The following is a 25,425-nucleotide window of genomic DNA, read 5'->3' on the forward strand; positions in this document are numbered from 1 at the left end:
AATATACCTGTCATATACGAAAAAAAGGCTATCCGTCAGTCATAGGCTGCGGATAGCCTTTTTTGGTACTTTCTGTTCCACGTATCGTATGCATCAAGAAAGATGGGCGGTTGCCACCTCGTACTTTACGACTTAAGCAGTTAGCACATTTTATCGAATAGCCACCTTGTAGGTGCGCAGCCAATTATCCACTTGCGTCAAGTAAGCAAATAACTGCGGACCCGACATCAGCTGGCCAAACCAAGGTAGATTGGTGGATGCCTCCGGTGAGGCGGCAATATCCCGTACCTTTTTCGCATCGATCAGCTTGAGCAGTGGGGAAGAGGAATCGTCCAGCAGTTGCAGCGCCTGCTTTTTCACAGCGGCAAGATAGGAGGGATTATGCGTTTTGGGATACGGGCTTTTTTTGCGATACAGCACATCATCCGGCAATACACCCTCCAACGCCTTGCGTAAAATACCTTTTTCACGTCCGCCTGTCATTTTGATGCTCCACGGAATGTTCCATACATATTGCACCAGCCGATGATCGCAATACGGCACCCGTACTTCGAGTCCCACCCCCATACTCATCCGATCCTTGCGATCCAGTAGGGTAGGCATAAAGCGGGTGATGTTCAAATAAGACATGACGCGCATTTGCGCAGCTTTTCCTGTTTCACCCTGTAGCTTCGGTACTTCTCCGACTGCTTCTGAGTAGCGGTCGTTCAAATACTCCAGCGGTTTGATCCAGTCCCGCACTTCTGGGGATAGCAGACTCGCTCTCATATCGGGAGCAACTGCCCACGGAAATGTGCCTGAGTTCAGCATATCCTCCCGATGGAACCATGGATATCCGCCAAACACTTCATCTGCTGCTTCACCAGAAATAGCAACCGTAGCGCCCTTTTTAATCTCCCGGCAAAAGAGATACAGTGACGAATCCACGTCCGCCATTCCGGGTAAATCCCGCGTTAGCGTGGAGTTGTTCAGAGCTGCTACAACTTCTGGTGTATCGAATTCAATCCAGTGATGATTTGTCCCTAATTCATCGACCATTCGCTGTATCCAGGGGGCATCAGCTCCGGGCTGAAACGCATGGGCTTTAAAATGCTTGTCGTTGTCCACATAATCGACCGAATACGTATGAACTTGTCCCTGCCCGGTACGTTTGTAATAATCGACGGCTAATGCGGACAGGGCGCTTGAATCCAGCCCGCCAGACAATAAGGTACATACCGGTACATCCGAAATAAGCTGCCGCTCCACGGTATCCATCAATAGCTCTCGTACCTTGAGTGCCGTTTCTTCGGTGTTATCCTCATGTGCAATGCTTTCGAGCTTCCAGTAGGCTTGGATGCGTACGCCGTCACGGCTGTAGGTTAGGGTATGTCCGGGACGCAATTCCTTCATCGATGAATAGACGCCGTGTCCGGGGGTGCGTGCAGGCCCAATGATAAAAATTTCTGCCAATCCCTCGGCGTCTACGGCGGCCTCAACGGCTGGATGCTGGAGCAATGCTTTGGGTTCGGAGCCAAATACGAATACATCTTCGGTTTGGCTATAAAATAACGGCTTCACTCCCAGTCGGTCTCGTGCCAGAAATACCTGCTCCCGCTCACTATCCCAGACCGCAAACGCAAAAATGCCGTTCAACCGATCTACACAATCCGGGCCCCATTCGATATAGGATTCGAGCAGTACCTCTGTGTCGCATTGTGTACGGAAAAAATGTCCGCGTTGTTGCAGCTCTTTTTTCAGCTCAGGCGCGTTATATATTTCCCCGTTATATACAATCGTATAAGTGATATCCTCAAGCTGCCGGATCATGGGCTGAGCGCCGTTTTCCGGGTCCATTACGCTTAGTCTTCGGTGTCCGAAGGCACACGGGTTGGATATCCAGGTACCCGCAGCATCCGGTCCGCGATCGGAGAGCGTTTGCGTCATATTTAGCAGCAACTCAGATTGATGCATCAAGTCTCCGTTCCACTGTATGAAACCTGTAATTCCGCACATGTCTATTCATCCTCTCTTTGTCGTGTTCATCCAGTGTTGGAATGAATCAAAAACTAAATCCCCAGTTCATCAGTATATATGCCGAAAAGAAGCATAAAATGTCTGTCCGTTCCGAAAACTACAGATGGGGCAACCCGTTTACTCGTGAGGAAGGAGGGAGACAATGTACTACATCAAGGATGCCAAAATACGCCGCTTCACTGAACTTGACGGAGTGCGCTGCGCTGAGGTAGAAGTGCGTCCCGGTGCCGCAGATGACCCGGAGCTGCTGGTTTATATCACAGCCACGAATCAGAAGGATGGTCTGCCTGACTATGACATGGTAAGGATCATCCGCAATGATGCTGATCTGGAGCTGGATTGGTACGACAATAATCTGCATTCGGCATTTGAGGAAGTGACCGACAAGGCTTTTACTGACTCTACGCACATTACCGCTGGTGAGGAACGGGAAAAATTCAAAAGGGAATTGCTTTCCTATGGGCAGCTTAGTACAGAGTTTGCCAAGGAGTTCGGGACATGAGGATATGGTGTACTATACCTCGGCTTTTGTTGATTTGGGCACCGGCGCCATCACCGGATCAGCGTGAAAGGAGGGGGAAATCATAGACGGCAAAGCGAAGTATAAGAAAAACAAAGGCAGCAGTTATATTCATAACAATGAGTTCGCGGAAGAAGTGCTGGAGAAAAACGTAAGACATGAAGTACGCAGAAGTCCTAAACGCTTTGGGAATAAATAAGCTACCAGTGAACTAAAGCAACTCATCAAAGTTGATCCCAAAGAAGCCTCCGTATTCGTCAAATTTGCGAATATGGGAGGCTTCTTTTAGAATTAGGCCGCTTCACGCAGCGTCATGATCCCTTTGTAGATGTTATAAACAAAAACGCCGAGATAGACCACTACAAATAGCAGTACAAATCCGATAACTGAACCTGCATGATTGGCAGTGATAATAAAATACACTAGCGGAATCGCCGCAATAATGGGGAAAATGTGCGATAAAATGGCTTTTTTCGCGTGTCCCTGAACATATTCATCCCGGACTGCGATCCACACAATGACCGGCACCAGAAAAGGTGCGAAAAAAATGCTGAAATAACAAAGTGAAGACAAAAGGCCTCTCACGGATCACCCCTCCTTTTTGGCATCGTTCTTTGTACATAATACCCCGTTAGCGTCCAAATGATTCCTTTTGCAGCCTGCTTTCCTGTATAATGAAAAAATGCTTTTGACAGTTGGTCAAAATGTGATATAATAATTAATGCACTGAATACATAAGGTTTTATTGATTGTCATCTTGTCCCAGTAGCTCAGCTGGATAGAGCAACGGCCTTCTAAGCCGTCGGTCGGGGGTTCGAATCCCTCCTGGGACGTATAGCAAAAGCTTCCTAATTCAATATTAGGAAGCTTTTTTGTGTTCCAGTGGGATGAGAACCCCTTGGGGGACGTCGGAGCTAAGCATCGTTAGCATAAACTTCGCAGTCTCGACCGTAGGGAGAGTATCCCTCCTGGGACGATAGCAAAAGCTTCCTACATGTAGGAAGCTTTTTTGTATCCCGGCAGTATGATTGATTCTGGTTCTATACTGTCGCCTTTTCCTTATGAGCAAAGAATTGCGGCAAATGTTCTTTGTGTTCTTCCAGCAATTCATCCAGCACGGTTTGGGCGATATCCCCGCTTGGAACGAGCGGATTCAGGGTGAAGGCTTGCAGTGCTGTCGCATAGTCACCAGTGACCGCCGCTTCAATGGTCAGCTCTTCCATCGACTTCATGACTTGCAGCAGGCCCCGTTGTGCTGGTGGGAATTTGCCAAAGTTTACAGGCTCTGCACCATGCGCGCGAATGACACTGGTTACTTCGATGGCGCTATCATAAGGGACATCATCAATCGCACCATTGTTACGTGTACTAACCACCATCAATGTGCCTTTGTTGTTATAAATGGAATTAATGATTTCACAGGCAGCATCGCTGTAATGTGCACCGCCGCGTTTGGATAATTCCTCTGGCTTGTAATCCAGATTCGGGTCTTTGTACAATTCAAACAAACTTTCTTCCAGACGTTTGACGACTTGGCCCCGAGTTCCTTCGTTTTTGGCCTCCTCTAATTCTTCCTTGAGCATGTTGTCGGTCATGTAGTAATACCGATGGTAAGGACAAGGCAGCATTTTCAATTGACGAACCTGATCATACAGGAAGCGCATGTTCTTAATATTTTCAACAACCTTCTCCGGTTTTGCACCAGGTGCGTACAATCCTTCGATGACTTGCTCTGTTAATTCTTCTCCGGTTTTGTCATAAACTTTGTGCCAATGAAGGTGGTTAATTCCTGCAAATTTAAAGAACAGCTCTTCTTCCGATTTGTCCAGTACAGCCGATGCACTCTTGATCGCGCCGATGGGAACATTACATAATCCGATGACTTTATCCCACTTACCATAACGAAGTACCGCTTCGGTGACCATACCCGCAGGGTTGGTGAAGTTAATCAACCATGCATTCGGACACAGTTCTTTCATATCTTCAACGATACTGAGGATAACGGGTATGGTACGAAAAGCTTTGAACATCCCGCCAGCCCCATTAGTTTCTTGACCGATCATGCCGTGTTTTAACGGAATACTTTCGTCCTTAATCCGGGCTTCCAGCAAGCCTACCCGAAATTGTGTTGTGACAAAATCGGCATCCTTCAAGGCTTCCCGACGATCCAGTGTCAAATGTACTTCACAATCAATGCCTGCGGCCTTCACCATCCGTTGGGCCATGGCCCCCACGATCTCCAGCTTTTCGCGTCCTGCCTCAATATCTACCAGCCATAATTCCCGGATGGGAAGCTCTGCATAACGTTTGATAAAACCTTCTACTAATTCTGGTGTATAGCTGGAGCCTCCGCCAATAGTTGCGATCTTTATGCCTTTTTTCATGGTTAGTGCCTCCTGAGTATGTTTTTTAAAACCGCTTTCTTAAGCTCAAATTCACTGTAATCCCTGTAATGCATTACAGGTCAAGCGCTTTTAAAAAACTTATTTGGGGAAGGTGACAATTATAGGGCGGGGCCACGAAACATGCTAAACACGAACATGCTAAAATAGAAAGAACGAGGTGAGAAATGTGGCAAATATTCATGAAATTGCAAAGCTGGCGGGTGTATCCTCGGCAACGGTGTCTCGTGTCATTAATAACCATCCGTACGTAAGTGAACCGACAAGGCAGCGTGTACAGGAGGTCATAGACCGACTGGATTATGTACCTAATTTGAATGCGGTTTCATTAAAAAAGGGCATGACCAAGCTCATAGGAATTATTTCAATTTCTTTTAATGATTCATTGGGTTCATTTGTGCGTGGATTTACAACCTATGCCCAGGAGCATGGTTTTAATATGGCACTATTTATTACGAATGGAGAGAAGGAGCGGGAGCTTGAAGCACTGGAAATGTTGCGGAGAAAGCAACTGGACGCCTTGGTCTGTATGATTCGCGTCAATGAGTGGAGTGTGATTGAGCACTACACCAAATATGGTCCAATTGTGACATGGCAGCGTGTAAACATTGAGGCCATCCCGTCTGTATTTATGGACCAGTATCAGGGGTACATGCTTGCGCTGGAGCATCTGTATGCCAGAGGCTATCGCAGCATTGTGAATGTATATGGGAATATGAGGGGATTGAATACGAAGGAGCGCATACGGGCTTATCATGATTTTTGCAAAAAACATGATTTGAACGCTGATGCTTTCTCGCATTTTTATGGCTTAAATTCAATAGAAGCGGGTGAACAAATTGCTCACTGGTGGGGCGAACAATCCAACAAGCCGGATGCCTTCGCTTGTTCTACCGATTATTTGGCTGCAGGGCTGTTGACCGAAGCACGTAGGCTCGGTGTTTCTATCCCGAGTAATGTTGCAGTGGTGGGCTTTGATAACACCGAAATTTCGCATTTGCTTGATTTAACCACCATTCATTACCCGATTGACAAGCAAGCGGAAAATGCATTCATTATGATTCGAAATGCCCTAGAGGGGCTTCATGAAGAATTACATCCCTTGGAATTCAAGTTAGTAGAGCGAGCGACCACCTAATATCCTGGTTATTCTTTTTTATCCGGTGCTGAGCTATTCAAGTCACATAATTGAGGTGATATTTTATGCAATATAGGTTAACTGATACTCACTTTGGCACGCTCTATCATATTTCGGTACCAGAAGATTTCGAATCTTTTGATCATAATAAAGCACTAACTCCGGGTGAGGGAGGCGACTTCTTTTTTGAAGAGTTCCTTAATCCAGTACTAAAATTAATAAATGAAAATAAAAAGTAAAAAATAAAAAAGGACTCCATAACAGCATAAATCCCCAGGAGTCCCTTCTTTACACAATACTCTAATTCAAACGAATTTCTAATAATTCCATTTCGAAAATTAAGTCAAAAAAACATGTATAGATCGTAAGTAGAATTAATGATTTAAAATAGGTATTTCTCCAAGCAGATTCTTCAAGTTAATGGAATCCCACGGCATATGTTCGGTTATACCTAACCCAACTACATCAGTTTCTTCAGATAGTTCTTTAATCAGATGAAGTAGTTGAGGTATTTGCATTGTTCCCGCAGGAGAAAGATTATAGGGAGCTTCAGGGTTGGCGAATAATAAAGAACGAAATGCTTTTGGATCAAGTACATCTAAATCAAGGTGAATCGCCAGGTGCTTGATGCCGCTTTCTTTAATCCACTCTTTTATTGATTCGGTACTGGTCGTTAACTCTTGGGTCCCAGCAGTTCGAATCCCTAATCTTTGAATTACTTCAGTATCTGTTTCTGTAGTGGTAACACCTAACCTTTGAAATGTCTCTGAAAATGCTTTTGTTTCTTCTTCTGTAGGAGCTGCTAATCCAGCGATAAAGACATTTTCAGGTTTAAGAGGAATTTTCACATGTTTTGCGAACTCCTCATCTCCTTCTCCCAAAAGGTTCCCAAGCGGTAATGTATGTCCGTTATCATAGCCTACATATCTAACTAAATCACTGTGAGCATCAATCCAAATTAATCCTAATTCTCCGCCGTATCGTTCGTTTAAATAGGCAAATGGGGCTTGCTCGACTAAGCAGTCACCACCAAACATTACTATGCGATCTGGCTTATGAGCGTCAATGATATGTTGAGCAGCCTCTAATTGTTCAAGTAGCTGTTTTCTCCCATACATACCGTTCTCGTTGGCAAGCGGAGTTCCATCATAAGCTTGAACTGGAACATGAATAAGGGGTTGATCATTGTCTGGGGCTAGCCAAGCCAGCAGTTCAGCTCCAAAAGAGTAGTTAGGATTGTTTCCTCCTTGCCATTGCGGCATTAACAGGCGTATTGTTTTAGTCATATTTTCTCTCCTTTACTTCAAATTACGGTTAGTATAAACTGAACGCAAATAAAAACGTAGTACGCACTAATTTGATAGGTACTACCCGAAAGGATAGTGTGAATATGAGTATGGCTGAATTTAAAGGTAAAGTTAAAAACATTCAAGATACACCTTTTGGTTATACAGTGTCAGTTATTGGTGGTAAATGGAAAATGGTTATTATTTATCTTCTGGCCGAAAACCAAGTGGTTCGCTTTAATGATCTGAAAAGACAAATCGGAGCTATTACATATAAAACATTGAGTTCACAGCTAAAAGAATTGGAAGCGGATGGTCTGGTGAATCGGAAAGAGTACCCCCAAGTTCCACCTAAAGTTGAGTACAGTCTTACAGAAAAAGCGGAAACACTATTGCCTGTTTTGGAAGGGTTATGTGAATGGGGAACCAAAAATCAATATAATTAAGTTTCGTTTTTTAATTGCTTTCGAATGTTATAGGAATATTAGAAAAGACGATTGACATATATTTATAGTTAATCAGGTATTCAACGAGCTCAAGTGCACTGGGGATAGGAAGCTTAAAAATCAGTATCTTTTGGGGGGGATATTTTTGACTATGGCGATTATTTTATTTATAGCGTACAACACAGAGCCTCATCTCTACTTTATTAGTGTAAATGAGGCTCTTGCGTGAACTATTAAAGGCACTTTATAGCTTTTGGGACATCCCCGGATGTTTGATGCTTAGCACTACCTTTTTCTTTAGTTCCTCTGCAGCAGCTCGAATCTGTTTTGCCTGCGTCACAGCCGAAATCACCGCTACACCATCGGCACCCGCACCTACCACTTCCTCCACACGGTCTATCGTAATGCCACCGATCCCGACGATGGGCAGATCAATTCCCGCTTTGCGCATCTCATGCAAAATGGCTGGACCCTGCACCGCATGAGCATCATCCTTTGAGATGGTGGGATAGATGGGGCCGACGCCGAGGTAGTCCGCACCTTGCAGAATGGCTCGACGAGCTTCCTCAATCGTATGGGCGGAGACGCCAAGGATTCGGTTTCCGATCCGCGTACGCACAGAATCAGCCGATTCATCGTCCTGACCGATGTGAACACCGTCGGCGTTGAGCTCAAGAGCCAGCTCCACATCGTCATTGACGATAAAGGGGATACCAGCGTGGTGGCACAGATCTTGTAGCTGACGCGCAAGTTCAAACATAGGAACCCCTGTTAACGCGCTACGGCCCTTTTCCCGGAACTGGATCATGGTTGTGCCGCCAGCAAGAGCCTCCTGCACGACCCGACTTGGTTCCGCGAGGCAGTTCACGCTTCCAACAACCAGATACATCTGTAAATGCCGCCGCATGATCTCAGGTAATATTCGACCGCTCATTGGAGTATCTCCTGACGACGGCGGTAGGCCCAATGATTGGTTGGACCGTGTCCCTGGCCCAGATACAATGTATCCTCAATCGCCGCCTGAATGAAGGCTCTTCCATTGACAATAGCTTCCGGTACAGACACGCCTTTCCCTAATTCAGCGGTAATCGCTGCTGAGAACGTACATCCTGTTCCGTGTGTGTGGACAGTTCGCACCCGCTTGCCGCCCAGCTCTGTGAAGGCTGTTCCGTCAAAGAGCAGGTCAATGACCTGACCGCTGTTTTCGCTCTCCTCATCGTGGCCGCCCTTGATCACAACGAATTTGGGACCCCGGCTGCTAATATGTCTCGCAGCTTCGCGGCGTCCTTCCATCGTACGAATGCTTATCCCGGTTAAGGCCTCCGCTTCCGGGATATTTGGTGTGACGACCAGTGCCAAGGGGAGCAGGTCGTCGTTCAAAGCTTGCACCGCTTCTGGTTGCAGCAGCTTTGCACCCCCTTTGGCAATCATTACAGGATCGACGACAACCTTTTCCCAGCCGAACTTTCGGATCTGCTCGGCCACAAGACGGATGATGCCTGCATCAAATAGCATGCCAGTCTTTAGGGCGTCGACTCCAAGATCTGATCCTACAGCTTCGATCTGTTGCGCTGTTGCTTCCTGTGGCAGCGGATATACACCGTGAACTCCCAAAGTATTTTGTACCGTTATGGCCGTAATAGCTGACATGCCGTATACGCCAAGCTCCTGAAAGGTTTTGAGATCGGCTTGAATTCCAGCCCCGCCGCCACTGTCTGAACCGGCAATCGTCAGCGCTCTCGGTACATGCACGTCTCTCATCGCGCACCACCTGTTGTAGTTGTTCCAGCTTCACGGATCGTGACATGCCCCTCTAGCGAACCAGTATGTAGTTTGGCAAGCTCGTCGAGAAAGGCAATCTGGAAGCTGCCCGGCCCCAGCTTTGCGGTATGCGCTGCGGCTCGAGAAGCTGCTGCACCGTAAAATGCCAAACCTGTTGTGCCTGCGAGCAGCAGGTTGGGTTCAACTGCTGCAAACGCACCCAACACAGAGGTCAGCAGGCAGCCTGTTCCGGTTACCTTCGTAAGCAGCGCGTCTCCGCCCCTAATCAATCGTACTTCAACCCCATCGGTGATGACGTCCTCTTTTCCAGTGATGACAACCATGGTATGGAGCGTTTGCGCAGCCCGAACTGCCAGATCGACATTACTGCTGTCAGCACTGTCGCCTGCATCTACCCCCTTAATCTTTCGGGCTTCTCCGATAAGATTGCCGATTTCGGCTGCATTACCCCGTACTAGTGAGATGTTAACCTCGTTTAGAATTCGCAGTGCTGACTCGGTTCTAAAACTAGTTGCTCCCGCACCGACTGGATCTAACAGAACTGGAATACCGTGAGCATTCGCCGATTGTCCAGCAAGGATCATGGCATCCACTAGCTCACGGTTTAGCGTACCGATATTTAACACGACGGCGCCCGCTATTTTGGCCATATCTGCTACTTCCTCGGGTGCATAAGCCATCACCGGGGAAGCCCCTAGTGCATATAGGCCGTTGGCTGTAAAGTTGGTGACCACCACATTGGTTATATTATGAACGAGGGGGTTGCTGTTTTGTACCTTTGTCAGGAGCGCCGAATAACTTTGTTCCCATATATTCATCATGTTTATCCTCTCTCATCTATACTGATTATTCCAAGACCGTAGCGTGCATTTGGACGGGCCATTGCTCCTGCTTATAAGCCATATCCCAGAACATATATTCCAGCTGGCAGCTTAGCATAAAATGCTCAATCATCCGCTCTCGCTCGGCAGCCGTGGCGACTTTCGCCCAAGCATCCACACGCTCTCGATATTTGAAGGTTACATCTTCAATCTGGTTGCCATAGAAGCAAATCCACTCATAGAACGGATGAGACTCGTCCGGTCTTACCTCATCCATTAGCCTGCGTCCAATTTCAAGATATGTCCATGGACATGGTAGCAGCACGGCCATGATTTCCCCAAGACTACCCTCATGTGCGACGGTCAGCATATGGCGGATATAATGATGAGCGGACGGAGCGAGTGGATATCCCTGCATCTCTTCATAGGTGACACCTGCGATAGCACAAAAATTTTGATGCGGATGAACCTCGCTGTTGAGAATAAAAGAGATCTGTTCGTTAAATACAGCCATATCCTCCCGGCTCGTGCTTTTGGAGATCGCGATGCCGTAAATCCGCATGTAGGCGTTCAAATATTCAAAGTCTTGTTTTACATAGTGAATCAGCTGTTCCCTTGTTAAATTTCCTTCAGCAATACCTCTCACAAAGGGATGCTCATAAATGGCTTGAAAAATGCCATCCGCCTGCTGACGGAGCTCTTGCGAAAAACTCATTTCCCCACCTCCAACAAAAATGGAGAACAAGAAGTCCCGTAAGATACAATTCTCGGAACAATGCCAAAAAGCCGCCCCGAAAACTGGAGCGGCTTCAACATAGGTTCAATGCGCAAAAACGCCTGAAACCCTATATGGAAGGCTCCACTTTCCTACGCTAGTACGAACTAGATCAGGTTCAAAGGGTCCAAGATTCATTCTTGTCTCAGCCATAATGGCTCCCCTAGTGGACTTTCCTATTCTTTTGACTAATACTGTACATTCGTTCCTATGTTATGTCAAACTGCTTATGCCTAGTGAAGGATTAGTGAGGGTGTTGGATTACACTTTCCACGGCTTTGACCCTCACATATTCCGGTTTCCACATTGCATCCCGAATGGCTTGCTCAATATCTGGAAGGTGTGCCTGAGCTACCTGATCCTGAATTGCGGCCTTTGCTACCGCAACCGCAACCGCAAACGAAACATCACGTAATTTTCGAATATGGGGCAGCAGTGCGCCGCCAAGTTCATTCGAATCTACGGCGTTGGCAACGGCATCAGCTGCTGCGGTAAACATGGAAGGGGTGATTCGTTTGGCCTTGACCACAATTGCGCCTAGACCCAGTCCCGGGAAAACAAAGGCATTGTTCGCCTGACCAATTTCAAATTTCGTACCGTTATAGGTGACGGGCTCAAAGGGACTTCCCGTAGCAATCAATGCTTTGCCATCAGTCCATCGTATCAAATCCTCGGGTACCGCTTCAGCCAGATTGGTAGGATTGGACATGGGCATAATGATCGGGCGTTCCACATGCTTTGCCATTTCCTTGATAATCTCTTCAGAAAAGGCACCCGCCACACCGGAAGTACCAATCAAGATTGTAGGTTTTACCTGACGGATGACCTCCAGCAACGGTATTTTGCCGTCTTCCGATCGGGCCCATGAGCTGATTTCTTCCTTTTTACGCACATATGGTTTCTGATAATCGAGTACATCTTCCATATCGTCCGTTAATAGCCCGCGATAATCAAAGGCCCAAAACGACCTGAAAGAATCTTCTGCAGGAAGCCCGTCCTCGATCATAGCGCTCTGTATTTGGTCGGCGTTACCGATTCCTGCTGCCCCTGGACCAAAGACAAGTATTTTTTGTTCACGTAGCGGAATTTTGGTGACACCTACCGCCGAAACAATCGCAGCTAATGTGACTGCTCCTGTGCCCTGGATGTCATCATTGAAGGTGAGAATGTTTTGACCGTATTTCCCTATAATGTGGCGTGCGTTCACGCTGCCCACATCCTCCCAATGCAAAAGCGCTTTCGGGAATTGTGTTAACGTTTTGCTGATAAAGGTATCAATAAATTGATGATAGGCTTCTCCGCGAACTCGTTTATGGCGGTTTCCGATGTATAGCGGATCATTCAGCAGCTTCTCGTTATTCGTGCCGACATCCAGTACAATGGGCAGCACCCGCCCGGGATGAATACCTGCCGCAGCTGTATATACAGCAAGTTTGCCAATAGCAATGTTAATTCCCCCGACCCCCCAGTCACCAATTCCCAAAATACTTTCTGAATCCGTCACGACGATCAGGTCAACATCCTCACTACGCAAGCCGGAATTATAGAACGCCTGTCCGATACCGTTCGGATGATCTATCGATAAATATACGCCCCCGGGACGGTTGTACTCATGGCTGTATTCTTGAATGGCGGTTCCTACAGTCGGTGTGTAGACTACGGGCAGCATTTCACTCAAATGGTCGGTTAGCAGCCGATAGTAAAGCACGACATTCCGGTTATGAAGATCGTTAAGTGAAGCATTTTTACGCAGCATGGTGGGTTGTGCCAGGAATTGCTGATATGCCCGAACGCTCTGTTTTTCCAATGAAAGGACAGTGGGAGGAAGAATTCCTTCCAAGCCCAGTTCTTTGCGTTCTTCTTCTGTAAATGCCACCCCTTTGTTCAAAAGAGGGTTTGCTAGGACGTCCTTTCCTCGTAAGGGAGTAGATAATGACCCATCACGATTGACATGAAATGCTTCCATAAAAATACCTTCTTTCCCTATATTTTGATAATTATTCATGATGAAAATGACATGTTGTCCATAGTATGGACGTACAAATTGGTTTTATTCGCCTATCAATCTATGACAAAATGACCATATGTGTATCTTTTTATTAATCCTATAGAACTAATTTTGTTTTCGGATTCACCTTGTAATTCGTATAGTAATAGTCCTAATGAATCGGGTCTAAATGCTCTGTTTTTATCAAATATGAAAATTAGTTTTTCTTCTCTTGAATGCTTATATATCAAGGTATGTGAGCTATTATGTTAAGAAAATATGAAGTATTTGGACATTAATTTAATCTTACTAAGCAAACATTTTTAATTCTTTTTCAACAAAATAGAATTATTCGGAGGAAAAGGAGAGGTTTGTGTGCAGGGACCTATAGCCATTTTTAGCGATAACAACAGGGCTATTGATTATCCCAATGTGATTTGTTTTTACCAATATATACAGTGCGAGGACACGGAGGAAGCTTCAGTCTACGAGGGCGCAAGTTGCTGCCTGATAGATTATAGGGAGCCGGGGCAAGCCGTGCGGAAAGCTAATCAGATCCGTAGCCAATTTCCGCAAATGCCATTGCTATTGGTGACGGATGTAACCTTTCCGTTCAGTGATCAGCATATGGTGCAGATTATCGGAGTAGGCCGATTGCGTCTGCTATTTTGGCAAGCCAATGATACCGAAGAAATACTTTCTGAAATACAAAGCTTGCTCTATCCCGAGTATTCGACTAAAAGCCAACATGTTGCATTCATCTTGTCTGTGTATAACGAAGAGAAACGTTTTGTTCATGTCAAAACCTTTGCTGAGCGACTGCAAGCCTTTATCCGCAGCCATATTATAGAGGGTTCGATTTATCTCATTGATGATGGTAGCCACGATGGCACGAATGCCTTGATTAAAGCGCTGGAGGCAGCAACGGACTTGTCCGTGAACCGGATTAACCAGAACTTGAGTCCACTGCTTCAAACAAGGGAATTGGGACGCAATACGCGCAAGGCAGGGACGTATCTGGAAGGAATGCGGACCATCGGTGCGGATTACTACGTATTTGTGGACGCGGACGATTCCTTTTTTATTGAGGATATTGCCAGAATGATCAATGTTGTTCAACAGGGCTACTATGATGTTGTGATTGGAACCAAAGATATGACCGCCGAGAATCGTTCTTTATTGCGATCTATCGTCAGCTTTGGCAAACGGGTCGTCTCTCGCCCCTTTTTACCAACCGGTGTAGTAGATTCCCAGACGGGTCTTAAAGTGATGAGCTCGGTTGCCGTGAAGCGGATGTTTCCACATTTGAAGGAACAACTCGGACTAGCGCTGGATCTGGAGATGATGTTCATTGCCAAGCGACTTCAGCTCCGTGTGCTGCAACTACCCGTCAAATGTATTGACCGAGATGGCTCGCACATTCATGTCTGGAAGGATTCCATTCGTTTTTTGCGCTCTATCATTGAGATTTGGCGACTGGATCGGCGGGTGAGATAACCACGTGAACAACCGATTGCGTTCGTTGATGTTTCCCCTCTTTAATGTGCTGCTTAACGGATTCAATTTTTTCTTCCACATTGCAGCGAGCTGGTACCTTACCGGACAAGCCTATGGTCAGGCGAACGCGCTGTTGGCCCTCTTTGCACTGTTGTCCGTATTGGGCTTATCCATCCAGCTGTTAACCGCCAAGCTGGTGTCCAAGGCTGACAAGAAGCTTCCGCTACGCAGCTTACCGCTCGGTTCTCTGTTACTAAAAGCACCTCTAGTGCTAACTTTGCTTGCCATGATCTTTTCACTTTCCTTTCATCCGTTGCTGCGTTCGCTATTGGGCGTTGAGTCCGGCCCGCTGTTCATGCTGTATGCCTTGATCGGATTGCATATTCTGGTGAGTTCGTGCCGTGGAGATTTACAGGGGAGGGAACGCATGCTGGCGCTCAATGTGAACTATTACATTGAGGTATTAGGGAAGCTATGCCTGTTTTTTGTCCTGGCTGCCCTGGGGTTAAGGTTGGAAGCCTTACTATTAGCGAGCTGTGGGGGAATGCTGCTGTCGTTGCTTCACGGCTGGATCGTTTCGGCCCGAGGCTTGTCCCTATTGACATATAGAGGAGAACATATCCCTGCTGGGTTATGGAAGTCACTAGGTCAGGATTTCACCGACAGCCTTATGACGAATTTATTCATTCTGTTTTGTATATCCATCGACATGTTGTATGTACAGCACTACTTTCCTGAGCAGGCCAGCAGCTATGCCATTGCGCTGAAGTACAGCCAGTTGGTCTATTACGTTTCGTACAGCTTGATTTCTGCCTTTATTCCAAAGATCGGTGCGCAGGGGCATGACCGCCAGGCTTTGGGCAAGTTAATTGTAATCTATGCTGGATTAATGGCTGTAGCGGCGCTGTGTGTATATGTGGGCACAACTTATATATTCCCACCCTCTATTCCCATATTATTTGGAGCCTCTTACCAGGCGGCTGAGGCCTATATTCCATGGGGAGGCTGGGTGTATTGGCTTTTTTCCATCGTGCTATTTTTTGTGCATGTGCACGTATTAGTGGGCAGACGCACCTTTATGTTCAGTCTGATGGCGGGAGCCGCAGCTTTATTAGTAGCCTTTCATATGGCTCACACAGACCCGATCGATTTTTTGTTGTCAGAGTTCATTGTGTACGGAGCTATGTCTCTCTACTTTGTGATAGATGCCTATATGTATTTGTTCAAAATAAAGATAAGGGGAGGAATCACCCCATGAATACCATACTAGAGCAGGACGATAAGACCGTAGTTCTATTGCTTTCCTGGCGTGACATTCGTTCTCCGAAAAGCGGGGGAGCAGAAATTTTCACCCATGAAATGCTGAAACGCTCACAGCAAGGTCGGTTTCAGTTCATTCATTTCTCACCTCAATTTGAGGGGATGCCTGAGCATGAAGTCATTGACGGTGTTACGTATATTCGAAAAGGAAACATATACAGTGTTATTTATTATGCGATGCGCTATTACCGTCGTCATCGGCAGCAGATTGACTATGTAATTAATCAAGCGAATACGCATCAGTTCTTTACCCGATTTTGGGTGGAGGCATCCAAGCGAATTTTTTTCATACATCAGCTAACAAGGGAAATATGGTATGAAAATGCCAGGTTCCCGCTAAATATGATTGGATTTCATATGGAGCCCCTCATGCTTAAGCTGGCACGGAGGGATCGGACGCTCACCGTATCCCCGTCTACCCGGTATGATCTGCTTAAGCTGGGCTTTCATCCGGATCGTGTTCATCTTTTACCGGAAGGCATTGAGTTTGATCATTGGCCGCGTGAACAATTTTTGACGAAGGAGTCTAACCCAACCTTCATGTATGCCGGACGCTTTGTTAAATATAAGGGCATTGATCTGGTCGTTGAAGCCTTTGGGCGGCTCAAGGAAAAGTTCCCCCAGGCTATGTTATGGATTGCCGGAAAAACCGATAAAACCTATGTGACAGAACAATTATTGCCGATTATAGAACGGTATGGATTGACATACGGAGAACCGGATGAACAGGGACAATCACAAGCCGATATTACCTTTTATGGATTTGTTTCAGCAGAGTATAAGCTGGAGCTGATGAGCCGTGCCCATGCGCTCGTATTCCCTTCCCTGCGTGAAGGCTGGGGATTGACGATTACCGAAGCGGCAGCGGTTGGAACTCCCAGCATTGTGAGCAATTCTCCTGGTCTGGTGGATGCGACGGATTTCGGAAAAAGCGGATATTTATGCTTTCACGGCGATATCCGAGGATTGTCTGAACAAATGGAAAGAGCGGCAGAGGGTGGCGAAGATTACATGGCCATCCGTGAGCGAGCGTACCAATATGCGCTAAGATTTCATTTTGATCATACAGCTGCCGCATTTGAGCAGTTGATGGAGAATTGGACAGAGGAGGCGGAACAGAGTGGACAAAGTGGTCATTCTCTTCTCCACGTACAACAATGAACGTACAATAGAGCCTTGTTTGCGAAGCTGTATGGGGCAAAATTACAGGGATCTGCATATTGTAATTGCCGATGATGGCTCCAGTGATCGGACGGTTGAGACGATTCGTATGCTGTCCGCAGGGAGCTCAGTACCCGTAACCGTATTAGAGCTTCCTCATGGAGAGCGGGGAGTTGCTAGAGTCAAAGCGGTTGAGGAAGCGAAGCGCTTAGGTGCCGAATACATATTTGTATTGGATTCCGATATGATTTTAGCCGAACATCTAATTCAGCAAAGCATCGACTTTTTTGACGATTATCAAGATATTGGCGCCTTGGTTATTCCAGAGGAGGCATATTCGGAAGCAAATAATTTTTTTTCCAAAGTGAAAGTTTTCGAGCGGAATGTCATTAACAACGCGGGAGAGACCTTGGGAAAACGCTCCATTGAAGCAGCACGCTTCTGGCGAATGAGCGCTTACGAATCAACAGGCGGATTTAATGCGGAGCAAATTGCTTTTGAAGAAATACAGCCAACCTTACGCTATATAGAGTCTGGCGGAGTCATTCGCCGGGCGGTTTTTACACGGGTATATCATGATGAAAAACAGGTATATTTGCAGGATGTATTACGTAAAAAAGCCTACTACTTCTCGGTGATGGATCGTACGATGTCATCTGAGGAGGGCGGATTGCGAAAGGCACTGGAACGTTGGTACTTCTTCCGTCCGGTGTTGTATACATGGGGAAATGTGAAAAACTACATCCGCCATCCGCTGCTAACGGGGGGGATGTTGTGGATGTACACCTGCCTGACTGTGATTGGGGTAGCCGCCGTGTTAAAGGGCGGCACCCGTCACTCAGGCGATCTCGCTAAGGCGGATAAGGCGTAACGATGAATGTCCGAGGGTTAGTGTATCCAACGAGTACAGGTCGGGATCGGAAGATTCCGGCTCCTCATACGGTAGATATAATGAATGCGGAGTTAACTGAATACCTTCACCATCAGGATGACGCAGTGAGCAGCCGACAGGATACAGCTCAGCAAGTGCAATGTGTACGGCGGTTACGATATCTTGTTCATTCAGCAGTACATACGGTCGGTACGGAGCATTCAAAATACTGTTTATAAATACCGACAAGTCAGTTGCCACGTTCTGGTCTGCATGAAGACTTGTTCGATTGAGTCGAGCCTGATCAAGCGCCTCATACAGTATCTTTTTAAGCGTATCATCATCCAGCTCCAGCGGTTTCGTCAAAAAACGGAACACGCCGACTTGATTAATGGCCGATAAAATGGACTGCGTATGCAGGTGACCAGACAAAATGATGCGTACAATGTGCGGATAATCCTTCTTAATCATACGAAGGAACGTAATTCCGTCCAAACCAGGCATAAGCAGATCGGAGACGACCACATCAATCGGGTGCTTTTCCAGCACTTGCAGGGCTTCTTTAGGCGTGTGAGCGGTATGTAAGGTGAATGTTTCTTGCGTCAATGTCCGTTCTAGCAGGGACAGCACCATAGGACTGTCGTCAACAAATAGAATGTTTTGGGGTGTCATAAGAACTGCGCAACTCCAATCAGGAAGTAAGAAATGAGGAACTACATGTATAATATCAGCGTTTTGGCATTTTTAAAAGATGTCAGTACAGAACGGGCGTTGCGTCTTTTTTGTGAACGATTTGATTCGGTTGAACACGCGCTCTGGGAAAAAGGAATGCGTCTGCTTCACCAGTATCATGCTGCGCGACATACAGGGGTGACTCTGGCCGTCTCCAGTGCACTTCAGCATATGGACGATCGTCATGATATTTACGTTGTTGATCTGCGAGCATACAGCGAGGAAGATTTGGATCGTCTATATATAGCCAAAACATGCGAGTTGATCCTGCTGACAGACGGGGCAACGGAAACCGCTGCGAGGTTTGCCGCACTCCAGCGCCGCACTCCCCGGTTGCTGTGCGCACGGCTACCGCTGGTCAGCTACGAGCTGGAATGCCTGATGCAAGCGATTTTGAGCCGTCTTGAACAAAATGGAGGGGCCAGGTCATGAAGCAATGGGCTTTGTTGAAACCAAGTTGGCAAAAGCTGATCCTGTACCTGATGGTTTTGTGTGTGACAGTGTTCTTGGCCGCTGTGCTACAATGGTTCGTCATGCGGCAATTCAGCGGTCACTTGGCGGAAATTCAGAACGAGCAGCTCCAGGATGAGGTACAGGAACTGTCTGGCAGCATAACGGAGCATTATGCCGCATGGCAAGCTGAGCTAAAAGAGCTGTCGTCCAGTCTGGGCAGAGAGATGCTGAATCAGGGAACACGTCAATATGCTGAGGGGTTTAAGCGTGAGAGCGGGTCTTTTTATGTGCTGGATGAACAGTATCATGTGATGGTCGGACGTGACAATCGTGAGATGAGGAATGCGGTCCAGCAGATTAAATGGCTGCAAAATGGTTGTGCGGTCAGCTCTTTTGTGACTGAGGATCATCAGCCTGCCCAGTACATAGCGTGCAGGATTCAAGGGGCGCAGACGGGCGGTTTTATGGTGCGTACAGTTGACGCTGAAATACTTAGTGGAATTGTTAAAAGTAAGCCGGTGAATCAGCATGAGACTTTATTTTATAACGGTCAATTCAAGATCGTAGCTTCCCGAAGTACTTCGGATATCAACCGGACGGACATCACGAGTGTAACCCGTAGGCTGCTGGAGGGCAATACGGGTATCGTTGAAGATCGTGGAGAGAAATACGGAATAGGATTCAGCCGCATTGGGGAAGAGGCCCTTTACATATCGGTTAAGGATATCAGTCAGGACACCCCCCAGCGAATTAGCTCCTTTCGCAAACAGTTGTGGATGGTGATGGCTCTAATACTCATTATTTTGTGGGCCATGCTCATACAGTTCCGCAAACGGATTGTGAAAGATGCCATCGTGAACAATCAAGTGCGTGACCAGCGGCGGGATGAAGATATGCGACAGCAGCAGGACACGTATTATTTGCCGTTAATGCAGACGATTGAGCAACAGCTGCAAGAGCTGCAAGAACAGACTAGCCGTCTCACAGGCGGCGATGATTTAAAGCTGTTGGGATTTTATCAAGATCTAGCCAACCGCTTTGAAGTGTCTTCCAGTCAGGGAAAAGGAGCATCTCATGAGGAACTGGAGTATTTCCGCGAGCTGAATGAAAATTTCATTCAGGGTCGTCTCAGACAGGAATCCTCACTAGGAGAATTACTGACAGGCGTCCGTAGTTTGCGTGATGAGCTGGAAGAGAAAATGCATGATAATAGCGGAATTAGCTTCACCGATATGAATGAGGTATTGTCCGAATCGCTGAAATGGGCGAACCGTTCGCTGAATATGAAGCACATTCAAGTGATCTTGCGGCAAGAGCCAGTTCCATCCATTGCAGCACAAGCACCCATGCTGTACAAAACAATTCAGGGGCTGCTGGAAAATGCAGTGCAGGCCATGAACCAAGATGGAGAGCAGCTGGAGGATCAGGAACGGAGCCGAACGGGTCTGCGGTCCAAGCGGCAATCTCATATGCTTAAGGTTAGCTCACGGCTGGAAGAAGCTGAAATTATGATTATCATTGAAGACACAGGCGGCGGGATTGATGACAAGATGCGTTGGAGCTATTTCCAGCCGGACTATTCCCAAAACGCACAGGAGCATACGTTCAGCCTGTATCACATGGATGCATATCTGAAGACTATAGGTGGTCGCTTAAAGCTGCGTAACACTGATCAGGGATTGCAGGCCATCGTTCATTTGAGAAGATAGATAGGCCCAAGATAACCAACAGATACAAGAGGTTCAAGAGAGGGGGACAAGCATGAAAAAGTGGATATTTCGCTACCGCTACGATATGGCGGCAATCCTATTGATGCTGGCTGCGATTGTCGCATATCTTGCCCCCATCTATGGATTAGGACAAATCGTATTCAGTGACATTGCCTTTGGAGCCACCTCTCATCGGTATCTGGAGGAAATAACCGGGGTATGGAACGAACGATGGTCTACCTCGACCTTGTTCAATGCTCCACGTATCCTATACATCTTGCCCTTCTATGGACTTTCACTATTATTTGACGAAAGCGGCCCGGTCTTGCTCAAGTCGTTTATCACAGGCTTGTTATTTGTCTCGGCATTTTCGATGTATGCCTTTGCCAAGCGACTGGTCAGCGTGTATTATTCACCAAGTTTTACGAAAACCCGTATTTTTGCCATCATGGTTGGTTCGTTGTTTTACGCACTGAATCCGTGGGTTATTTTTCGCATCCAGCATATTTATTTGCTCTGTGGGTATAGTTTGTTTCCGTTAATGCTGCGATTCTTTTTCAGTGCGGTGGACCCCAAGTTTCAAATTCAACAAATTAAAAACTATCATCCCCATAAGTTGTATCAGCGGAACTGGATTGACCTGTTCCTGCTGGCTGCAGTATTCACTGTTAGTGCTGCGGCCATTCATTATTTTTTCTTCGGGATGATTTATTTGGGATTGTTCACCATGTTGCTCCTGCTCAAACTGACCTGGACTCATCGTAAAGCCGGGCGCGCCTATTTACAGCCCTTATACAGTAATTTTTTGCGTAAAGGCATGATTTTTGGTGTGTTTTTCGGACTGCTTAGTTTTTACTGGTTGTCCCTGTATGTAGGTAGCATGTTGATGGACGCTCAAGCGTCTCAGCATAATATCAACGTCGTGGATACGTTGTCTCTGTTCAGCCGTAATAGCAGTTTATATAATGTGGGTTATTTACTGAGCTATTGGTGGCCAATGTTTTCCTTTTCCTCACTGCCTGCGATGTTTTATGTAGGTGGGGGATTCTTATTGCTATTGATCGGATACGCGATGGTGACACGTTCACATAAAAATCCGATCATTCTGATCTTCTCGCTCCTTACGCTGTTATTTATGGTTGCAGCGACTGGAACGACATTTCCGTCCATTGCCAAGTGGTTTGTTATTTTGGTTACGAAAACCCCTGTGATTGGTTCGGTTTTCCGTGATCCTAACAAATTTATTGGACTGCTTTCCCTTAATTTCGGTGTGTTGCTGACCTTTGGCGTCATTCAATGTATGGAATGGTTTGGATCATCGCCGCTACAGCGTGTGTATAAAAAGCTGGCGGTTGTTATCGTCGTTTTGTGCCTGGGCGTATATTTTGCTCCCTTGCGTACCCAGTTCATTGAGGGGTACTACAAGCCGGTACAAGTGCCGAAGGCTTATAGTCAAATGGCTGAAAAGCTGACTGACCCAGATCGTTTTGACAGCAAGGCACTGTATTTTCCGATTGCTGATAATATGATTCAAAGCTATAACGGAATAGCGACGCCCAAATGGAATAAAGGCAAGACGGCCACCGAGAAGGCAACCGGAGATTTTCAGGTATACTCTTCTCCTAAAAATACGATCTTTCATCATGAAGGCAATGATCCCGGTATCACATACTATATGAATTTTCTGCAGTATGTTATGGACAACGGACTAAGCTCGCGATTAGGCTGGCTGTTCTCTACCTTTGGGGTCAACCAGTTGGTCTACCATGATGAATATGAAGGACAGGAGAAGCGGCAGGATTTCCACCTGTCTCAGCTGGAAGGTCAGACCGGGTTGAAACGTACGTATAAGAACGATTTGTTTTCCATATTCAATCTTGATCAGACACCGCCCTATATGAATATTCTTGCAAGTAAAATTGTGACACCTTACGGATTTAGCCGACTGGAGAGCTACAGTCATCTGCCTGGTTTTGATTTCAGCCGCTTTGGCGTGCTGTTCAGCGCGTTAAAGCCTGAGTTAAACACCATTCAGACGGTCAACAAGGGGGATTATGTGGAGGCAGCCTCCTTTAATGACTTGCTGTTGTCCCAGCTCCCGGCAGAGGATTACTTGCGGCCTTTTGATGCCATTGAGGATGGTAATGCATTTTTGAAATGGTCAAAAACTTTTGCATCAACCAACGATTGGTTGTGGTATTTATCCTCCCAAAATATACGGAACTTCCCGTTTGATATGGAGATGGATGCAGGGATTGCGGTCACCTTCGCCAGTAAGAAGCTGGATGTGGCACCCTATCAGATGAGCAGTATTGAAGGCAAAACGGTGCTTGATTTTGACTCTATGCTGAGAACGGAAACCTTTTTCAAGCCTGATAATCCACAGTTGTTCAGTGTGCAGGCTAACCCCCGAGAGGAATCGAACGACGTGCCGACTCTGCATGGTGAGATTATGAAGGGAGATCCGAGTAATATATGGCAGGTTGCTAGATCGGGATTGCTAGAAGCCAAGGAAAATAACCCATATCAGTTCCACATCACCGTTTCTGGTCGTGGGACGAACAAAATGCATGTAAAAATGAGGTTTTATGATAAGCAAATGCGTGAGCTGGGGGTTAGCTATGTTGTGGCGCCTTCAGAGGGATATAATTTTGACAGTGTAAAATTTTACGGGGAATACGTCTCGCCGCCTGGCAGCTATTGGATGCGAATGGATTTGTTAACCCTCCAGCGTCCGCAGCAAAAAAATTACTGGTGGATTCACGATATTCAGCTGCGTGATTTGGGGAAATACAGCAAGCCCAACACGTTTACGATGCATAAAAAGATAGACCAGCCTCAAACCTCGCATGTATATGCAAGAGTGTTCATGAATAAGGCAGGCGGGAAAATACAAGTCACACTGCCAGATGGAGTGGCTAACATCAAGACCCGTGATGAGGGATTAAACCAATTTCAATGGGTTGATTTGGGAGAACATGTTTTTCCAAAGGGAGATAACCCAATCACGGTTAATAACCTGCAAGGCTTTAATGCGGTCAATCAATTTGCGATTGTTCCTGTGGATCAACTGGATCGGTTATCTTTTCCGGTGGAGCAGGCATTGAAGCGGGGCAAGCTCTTTTTCACCTTGGAGGCAGAGAACGATTTTAATGCTCAAGGGAATGTGCAGACGGAACGTGCTTTACCTAGACTTAGTATGGGTCGGGGAATCAGTTACCAAAAAGGGACGTTAAGCAGAGAAGTGGAAGTCGCCAAAACGGGAACCTATGCCACAGCTATTTTGGCTAATTTACCTGCCGGATATGAAGGATCGTTAACTATGAAATGGAAGAATGAAGAGACTGGAGAGGTGCTGACCAGAACGATTCGTACGGAGGACTCTTATAAGCGATTACCCGCTACCTCTTTATCCGAAAAGCAGGTTATTGAAACGGTGCCCAACCAAGATAGCTTTGCCAAGAAAAGCATACAAATTCCCGGTCTGCTGAACGACTATGGCCGAGTCGAATTTAAAAATCTGTTCTTAACCAAGGGAAAATATCGCTTAACCCTTGTACTGGACAGTCAGGTGCCGTCATTGAGCCATTTTGCAGATATTCATCGAATGGGCGGGCAGGAAGTGATCGTGATGCCTGGGCAGGACACGAAGGAATCATTGAGCACGGATGTTGGTTGTGTAGCAGATATTCGACCTGGCCAGACGGATCTATCCATCAAGGACACAGAACTGTCCATCCGTTACGCACCTAGCTATTCTTGTGATTGGAATATTTATGCGTCCAAAAAAATGAAGGCGGAACCGCTGCAAGAGTATGCCGTGCAGTTGGATGCACGGTCAGAACAAATTGGAAGCCGGCACATGAAGGTCATTTTCTTAAATAAAGCGTCCCAGGTTCTTCAAACCTCCTATATTGATGAGGTGGAGGAGAGAGATAAGGAGCAATGGAATCATTATGACCAGATTGTAAAGGCTCCGGCAGGAACCACCATGATGCAGTTTCAGATTTTAGCGCATGCGCACAAGAAGCAGACGGGCTTATTTCAAATGAAGCAATATTCCATCATCCCTTATCAAGCGATGATTACAGTGGATCAATTTACGCTGTTTGAGGGAACGGATATGGATACCTTTTTTATGGCACCACACGCTGCGGAAAGCATTCAGGCTACTCGTGAAAATTCCATGGAACGTAGTTTTACGCTATATAATCCAATGCATCAGCAGGTGCTGATCCGGGAGACAGAATCACCCAATCCACTATGGGAGTTCAGGCTGGGTAACGAAAATCAGCGAGCGCGTCTGTCTGTGAATGGAGTAACTACCGGATTCATAACGAATGGCAGCGGAAACGGTAAGGTTGTCGTTATTCTGGCTTCAGCCTACCGTTTTGGCTGGGTATTGTTTGTCATAGGGATCCTGGGCGGAGCAGCTTGTTTTCTTCCATATCGGCGATGGAATAAGCGGAAAATTCCATAAGAAGCAAGCTGCCCGGAGGGAAACAGGCG

Annotated in this window: 21 protein-coding genes, 1 tRNA gene and 1 riboswitch; of the genes, 12 read left to right on the top strand and 10 right to left on the bottom strand. The window is 46.5% G+C overall.

Features of this window, described 5'->3' with window-relative positions; translation table 11 throughout:
• Nucleotides 1-150 precede the first annotated feature (150 nt).
• The gene (gene asnB, locus G7035_RS14185) at nucleotides 151-1,995 is read right to left on the bottom strand and encodes an asparagine synthase (glutamine-hydrolyzing) (RefSeq protein ID WP_019688449.1); all 1,845 of its coding nucleotides are present in this window, start codon (nucleotides 1,993-1,995) and stop codon (nucleotides 151-153) included.
• A 163-nt stretch (nucleotides 1,996-2,158) separates the two neighbouring features.
• On the opposite strand from asnB, the gene G7035_RS14190 reads away from it, so the two are divergent.
• Entirely contained in the window at nucleotides 2,159-2,518 is a 360-nt protein-coding gene (locus G7035_RS14190) for a hypothetical protein (RefSeq protein ID WP_019688448.1), read from the top strand.
• 309 nt (nucleotides 2,519-2,827) lie between these two features.
• On the opposite strand, the gene G7035_RS14195 is transcribed toward G7035_RS14190, so the two are convergent.
• Nucleotides 2,828-3,121 carry a magnetosome magnetite crystal formation protein family gene (locus G7035_RS14195; RefSeq protein ID WP_016324668.1) on the bottom strand — a complete coding sequence of 98 codons (294 nt, stop codon included), beginning with the start codon at nucleotides 3,119-3,121 and terminating at the stop codon, nucleotides 2,828-2,830.
• Between the two features lie 174 nt (nucleotides 3,122-3,295).
• Here G7035_RS14195 and G7035_RS14200 point away from each other — a divergent pair.
• Nucleotides 3,296-3,369 (top strand) — tRNA-Arg (locus tag G7035_RS14200).
• A 207-nt stretch (nucleotides 3,370-3,576) separates the two neighbouring features.
• Here G7035_RS14200 and G7035_RS14205 read toward each other — a convergent pair.
• Complete coding sequence (locus G7035_RS14205) at nucleotides 3,577-4,920, bottom strand: 6-phospho-beta-glucosidase (RefSeq protein ID WP_019688447.1); 1,344 nt, start codon at nucleotides 4,918-4,920, stop codon at nucleotides 3,577-3,579.
• Between the two features lie 187 nt (nucleotides 4,921-5,107).
• Here G7035_RS14205 and G7035_RS14210 point away from each other — a divergent pair, with 187 nt between their 5' ends.
• Both G7035_RS14210 and G7035_RS14215 read left to right on the top strand, forming a co-directional pair.
• Nucleotides 5,108-6,076 (top strand): LacI family DNA-binding transcriptional regulator, encoded by a 969-nt coding sequence (locus G7035_RS14210; RefSeq protein WP_019688446.1) that lies wholly within the window; start codon nucleotides 5,108-5,110, stop codon nucleotides 6,074-6,076.
• Nucleotides 6,077-6,141: 65 nt separating this feature from the next.
• A complete protein-coding gene (locus G7035_RS14215; RefSeq protein ID WP_019688445.1) occupies nucleotides 6,142-6,315 on the top strand; it encodes a hypothetical protein in 174 nt (57 codons plus the stop codon).
• Nucleotides 6,316-6,450: 135 nt separating this feature from the next.
• On the opposite strand, the gene G7035_RS14220 is transcribed toward G7035_RS14215, so the two are convergent.
• Entirely contained in the window at nucleotides 6,451-7,362 is a 912-nt protein-coding gene (locus tag G7035_RS14220) for an arginase family protein (RefSeq protein WP_019688444.1), read from the bottom strand.
• A 104-nt stretch (nucleotides 7,363-7,466) separates the two neighbouring features.
• On the opposite strand from G7035_RS14220, the gene G7035_RS14225 reads away from it, so the two are divergent.
• The gene (locus tag G7035_RS14225; RefSeq protein WP_019688443.1) at nucleotides 7,467-7,808 is read left to right on the top strand and encodes a winged helix-turn-helix transcriptional regulator; all 342 of its coding nucleotides are present in this window, start codon (nucleotides 7,467-7,469) and stop codon (nucleotides 7,806-7,808) included.
• A 244-nt stretch (nucleotides 7,809-8,052) separates the two neighbouring features.
• Here the strand turns inward: G7035_RS14225 and thiE are convergent, their stop codons facing one another.
• The 5 genes from thiE to G7035_RS14250 form a co-directional block, all read right to left on the bottom strand.
• Nucleotides 8,053-8,742 carry a thiamine phosphate synthase gene (gene thiE / locus G7035_RS14230; RefSeq protein ID WP_019688442.1) on the bottom strand — a complete coding sequence of 230 codons (690 nt, stop codon included), beginning with the start codon at nucleotides 8,740-8,742 and terminating at the stop codon, nucleotides 8,053-8,055.
• Nucleotides 8,739-9,569: a bifunctional hydroxymethylpyrimidine kinase/phosphomethylpyrimidine kinase gene (gene thiD / locus G7035_RS14235; protein WP_019688441.1), complete on the bottom strand. Its 831-nt coding sequence runs from the start codon at nucleotides 9,567-9,569 to the stop codon at nucleotides 8,739-8,741. The genes thiE and thiD overlap by 4 nt, the downstream gene beginning before the upstream one ends.
• The gene (gene thiM / locus G7035_RS14240; RefSeq protein ID WP_019688440.1) at nucleotides 9,566-10,411 is read right to left on the bottom strand and encodes a hydroxyethylthiazole kinase; all 846 of its coding nucleotides are present in this window, start codon (nucleotides 10,409-10,411) and stop codon (nucleotides 9,566-9,568) included. The genes thiD and thiM overlap by 4 nt, the downstream gene beginning before the upstream one ends.
• A gap of 25 nt (nucleotides 10,412-10,436) precedes the next feature.
• Entirely contained in the window at nucleotides 10,437-11,126 is a 690-nt protein-coding gene (gene tenA, locus G7035_RS14245; protein WP_016818592.1) for a thiaminase II, read from the bottom strand.
• 132 nt (nucleotides 11,127-11,258) lie between these two features.
• Nucleotides 11,259-11,361: riboswitch (TPP riboswitch) on the bottom strand.
• Nucleotides 11,362-11,430: 69 nt separating this feature from the next.
• Nucleotides 11,431-13,152, bottom strand: a complete 1,722-nt coding sequence (locus G7035_RS14250) for an NAD-dependent malic enzyme (RefSeq protein WP_019688439.1) — start codon at nucleotides 13,150-13,152, stop codon at nucleotides 11,431-11,433.
• A gap of 396 nt (nucleotides 13,153-13,548) precedes the next feature.
• On the opposite strand from G7035_RS14250, the gene G7035_RS14255 reads away from it, so the two are divergent.
• Genes G7035_RS14255 through G7035_RS14270 form a run of 4 tightly spaced genes read left to right on the top strand, consistent with a single transcriptional unit; the run spans nucleotide 13,549 to nucleotide 18,022 of the window.
• Nucleotides 13,549-14,670: a glycosyltransferase gene (locus G7035_RS14255; RefSeq protein ID WP_016818594.1), complete on the top strand. Its 1,122-nt coding sequence runs from the start codon at nucleotides 13,549-13,551 to the stop codon at nucleotides 14,668-14,670.
• Between the two features lie 4 nt (nucleotides 14,671-14,674).
• Nucleotides 14,675-15,928 (top strand): polysaccharide biosynthesis protein, encoded by a 1,254-nt coding sequence (locus tag G7035_RS14260; RefSeq protein WP_019688438.1) that lies wholly within the window; start codon nucleotides 14,675-14,677, stop codon nucleotides 15,926-15,928.
• Nucleotides 15,925-17,151: a glycosyltransferase family 4 protein gene (locus G7035_RS14265; protein ID WP_016818596.1), complete on the top strand. Its 1,227-nt coding sequence runs from the start codon at nucleotides 15,925-15,927 to the stop codon at nucleotides 17,149-17,151. Before G7035_RS14260 ends, G7035_RS14265 begins: the two co-directional genes overlap by 4 nt.
• Entirely contained in the window at nucleotides 17,111-18,022 is a 912-nt protein-coding gene (locus G7035_RS14270; protein WP_019688437.1) for a glycosyltransferase family 2 protein, read from the top strand. The genes G7035_RS14265 and G7035_RS14270 overlap by 41 nt, the downstream gene beginning before the upstream one ends.
• Here the strand turns inward: G7035_RS14270 and G7035_RS14275 are convergent.
• A complete protein-coding gene (locus tag G7035_RS14275) occupies nucleotides 17,990-18,694 on the bottom strand; it encodes a response regulator (protein ID WP_019688436.1) in 705 nt (234 codons plus the stop codon). The two genes, G7035_RS14270 and G7035_RS14275, sit on opposite strands and share 33 nt — an antisense overlap.
• Before the next feature lie 45 nt (nucleotides 18,695-18,739).
• Between G7035_RS14275 and G7035_RS14280 the strand changes: the two genes are divergently transcribed.
• The 3 genes from G7035_RS14280 to G7035_RS14290 are packed head-to-tail and all read left to right on the top strand — an operon-like array spanning nucleotide 18,740 to nucleotide 25,396.
• Nucleotides 18,740-19,186, top strand: a complete 447-nt coding sequence (locus G7035_RS14280) for a hypothetical protein (RefSeq protein ID WP_016818599.1) — start codon at nucleotides 18,740-18,742, stop codon at nucleotides 19,184-19,186.
• The gene (locus G7035_RS14285; RefSeq protein WP_019688435.1) at nucleotides 19,183-20,916 is read left to right on the top strand and encodes an ATP-binding protein; all 1,734 of its coding nucleotides are present in this window, start codon (nucleotides 19,183-19,185) and stop codon (nucleotides 20,914-20,916) included. The genes G7035_RS14280 and G7035_RS14285 overlap by 4 nt, the downstream gene beginning before the upstream one ends.
• 52 nt (nucleotides 20,917-20,968) lie before the next feature.
• Nucleotides 20,969-25,396 (top strand): hypothetical protein, encoded by a 4,428-nt coding sequence (locus G7035_RS14290; RefSeq protein WP_019688434.1) that lies wholly within the window; start codon nucleotides 20,969-20,971, stop codon nucleotides 25,394-25,396.
• The last annotated feature ends 29 nt before the right edge of the window (nucleotides 25,397-25,425 follow it).

It is taken from the genome of Paenibacillus polymyxa, from assembly GCF_015710975.1.
In the GTDB taxonomy this organism is placed as follows: Bacteria; Bacillota; Bacilli; order Paenibacillales; family Paenibacillaceae; genus Paenibacillus; species Paenibacillus polymyxa.

Bases quoted from the DNA above. Each gene is read 5' to 3' on its own strand.
- asnB (WP_019688449.1), bottom strand. From the start codon at position 1,995: ATGTGCGGAATTACAGGTTTCATACAGTGGAACGGAGACTTGATGCAT.
- G7035_RS14190 (WP_019688448.1), top strand. From the start codon at position 2,159: ATGTACTACATCAAGGATGCCAAAATACGCCGCTTCACTGAACTTGAC.
- G7035_RS14205 (WP_019688447.1), bottom strand. From the start codon at position 4,920: ATGAAAAAAGGCATAAAGATCGCAACTATTGGCGGAGGCTCCAGCTAT.
- G7035_RS14215 (WP_019688445.1), top strand. From the start codon at position 6,142: ATGCAATATAGGTTAACTGATACTCACTTTGGCACGCTCTATCATATT.
- G7035_RS14220 (WP_019688444.1), bottom strand. From the start codon at position 7,362: ATGACTAAAACAATACGCCTGTTAATGCCGCAATGGCAAGGAGGAAAC.
- G7035_RS14225 (WP_019688443.1), top strand. From the start codon at position 7,467: ATGAGTATGGCTGAATTTAAAGGTAAAGTTAAAAACATTCAAGATACA.
- thiE (WP_019688442.1), bottom strand. From the start codon at position 8,742: ATGAGCGGTCGAATATTACCTGAGATCATGCGGCGGCATTTACAGATG.
- thiD (WP_019688441.1), bottom strand. From the start codon at position 9,569: ATGAGAGACGTGCATGTACCGAGAGCGCTGACGATTGCCGGTTCAGAC.
- thiM (WP_019688440.1), bottom strand. From the start codon at position 10,411: ATGATGAATATATGGGAACAAAGTTATTCGGCGCTCCTGACAAAGGTA.
- tenA (WP_016818592.1), bottom strand. From the start codon at position 11,126: ATGAGTTTTTCGCAAGAGCTCCGTCAGCAGGCGGATGGCATTTTTCAA.
- G7035_RS14250 (WP_019688439.1), bottom strand. From the start codon at position 13,152: ATGGAAGCATTTCATGTCAATCGTGATGGGTCATTATCTACTCCCTTA.
- G7035_RS14265 (WP_016818596.1), top strand. From the start codon at position 15,925: ATGAATACCATACTAGAGCAGGACGATAAGACCGTAGTTCTATTGCTT.
- G7035_RS14275 (WP_019688436.1), bottom strand. From the start codon at position 18,694: ATGACACCCCAAAACATTCTATTTGTTGACGACAGTCCTATGGTGCTG.
- G7035_RS14280 (WP_016818599.1), top strand. From the start codon at position 18,740: ATGTATAATATCAGCGTTTTGGCATTTTTAAAAGATGTCAGTACAGAA.
- G7035_RS14285 (WP_019688435.1), top strand. From the start codon at position 19,183: ATGAAGCAATGGGCTTTGTTGAAACCAAGTTGGCAAAAGCTGATCCTG.
- G7035_RS14290 (WP_019688434.1), top strand. From the start codon at position 20,969: ATGAAAAAGTGGATATTTCGCTACCGCTACGATATGGCGGCAATCCTA.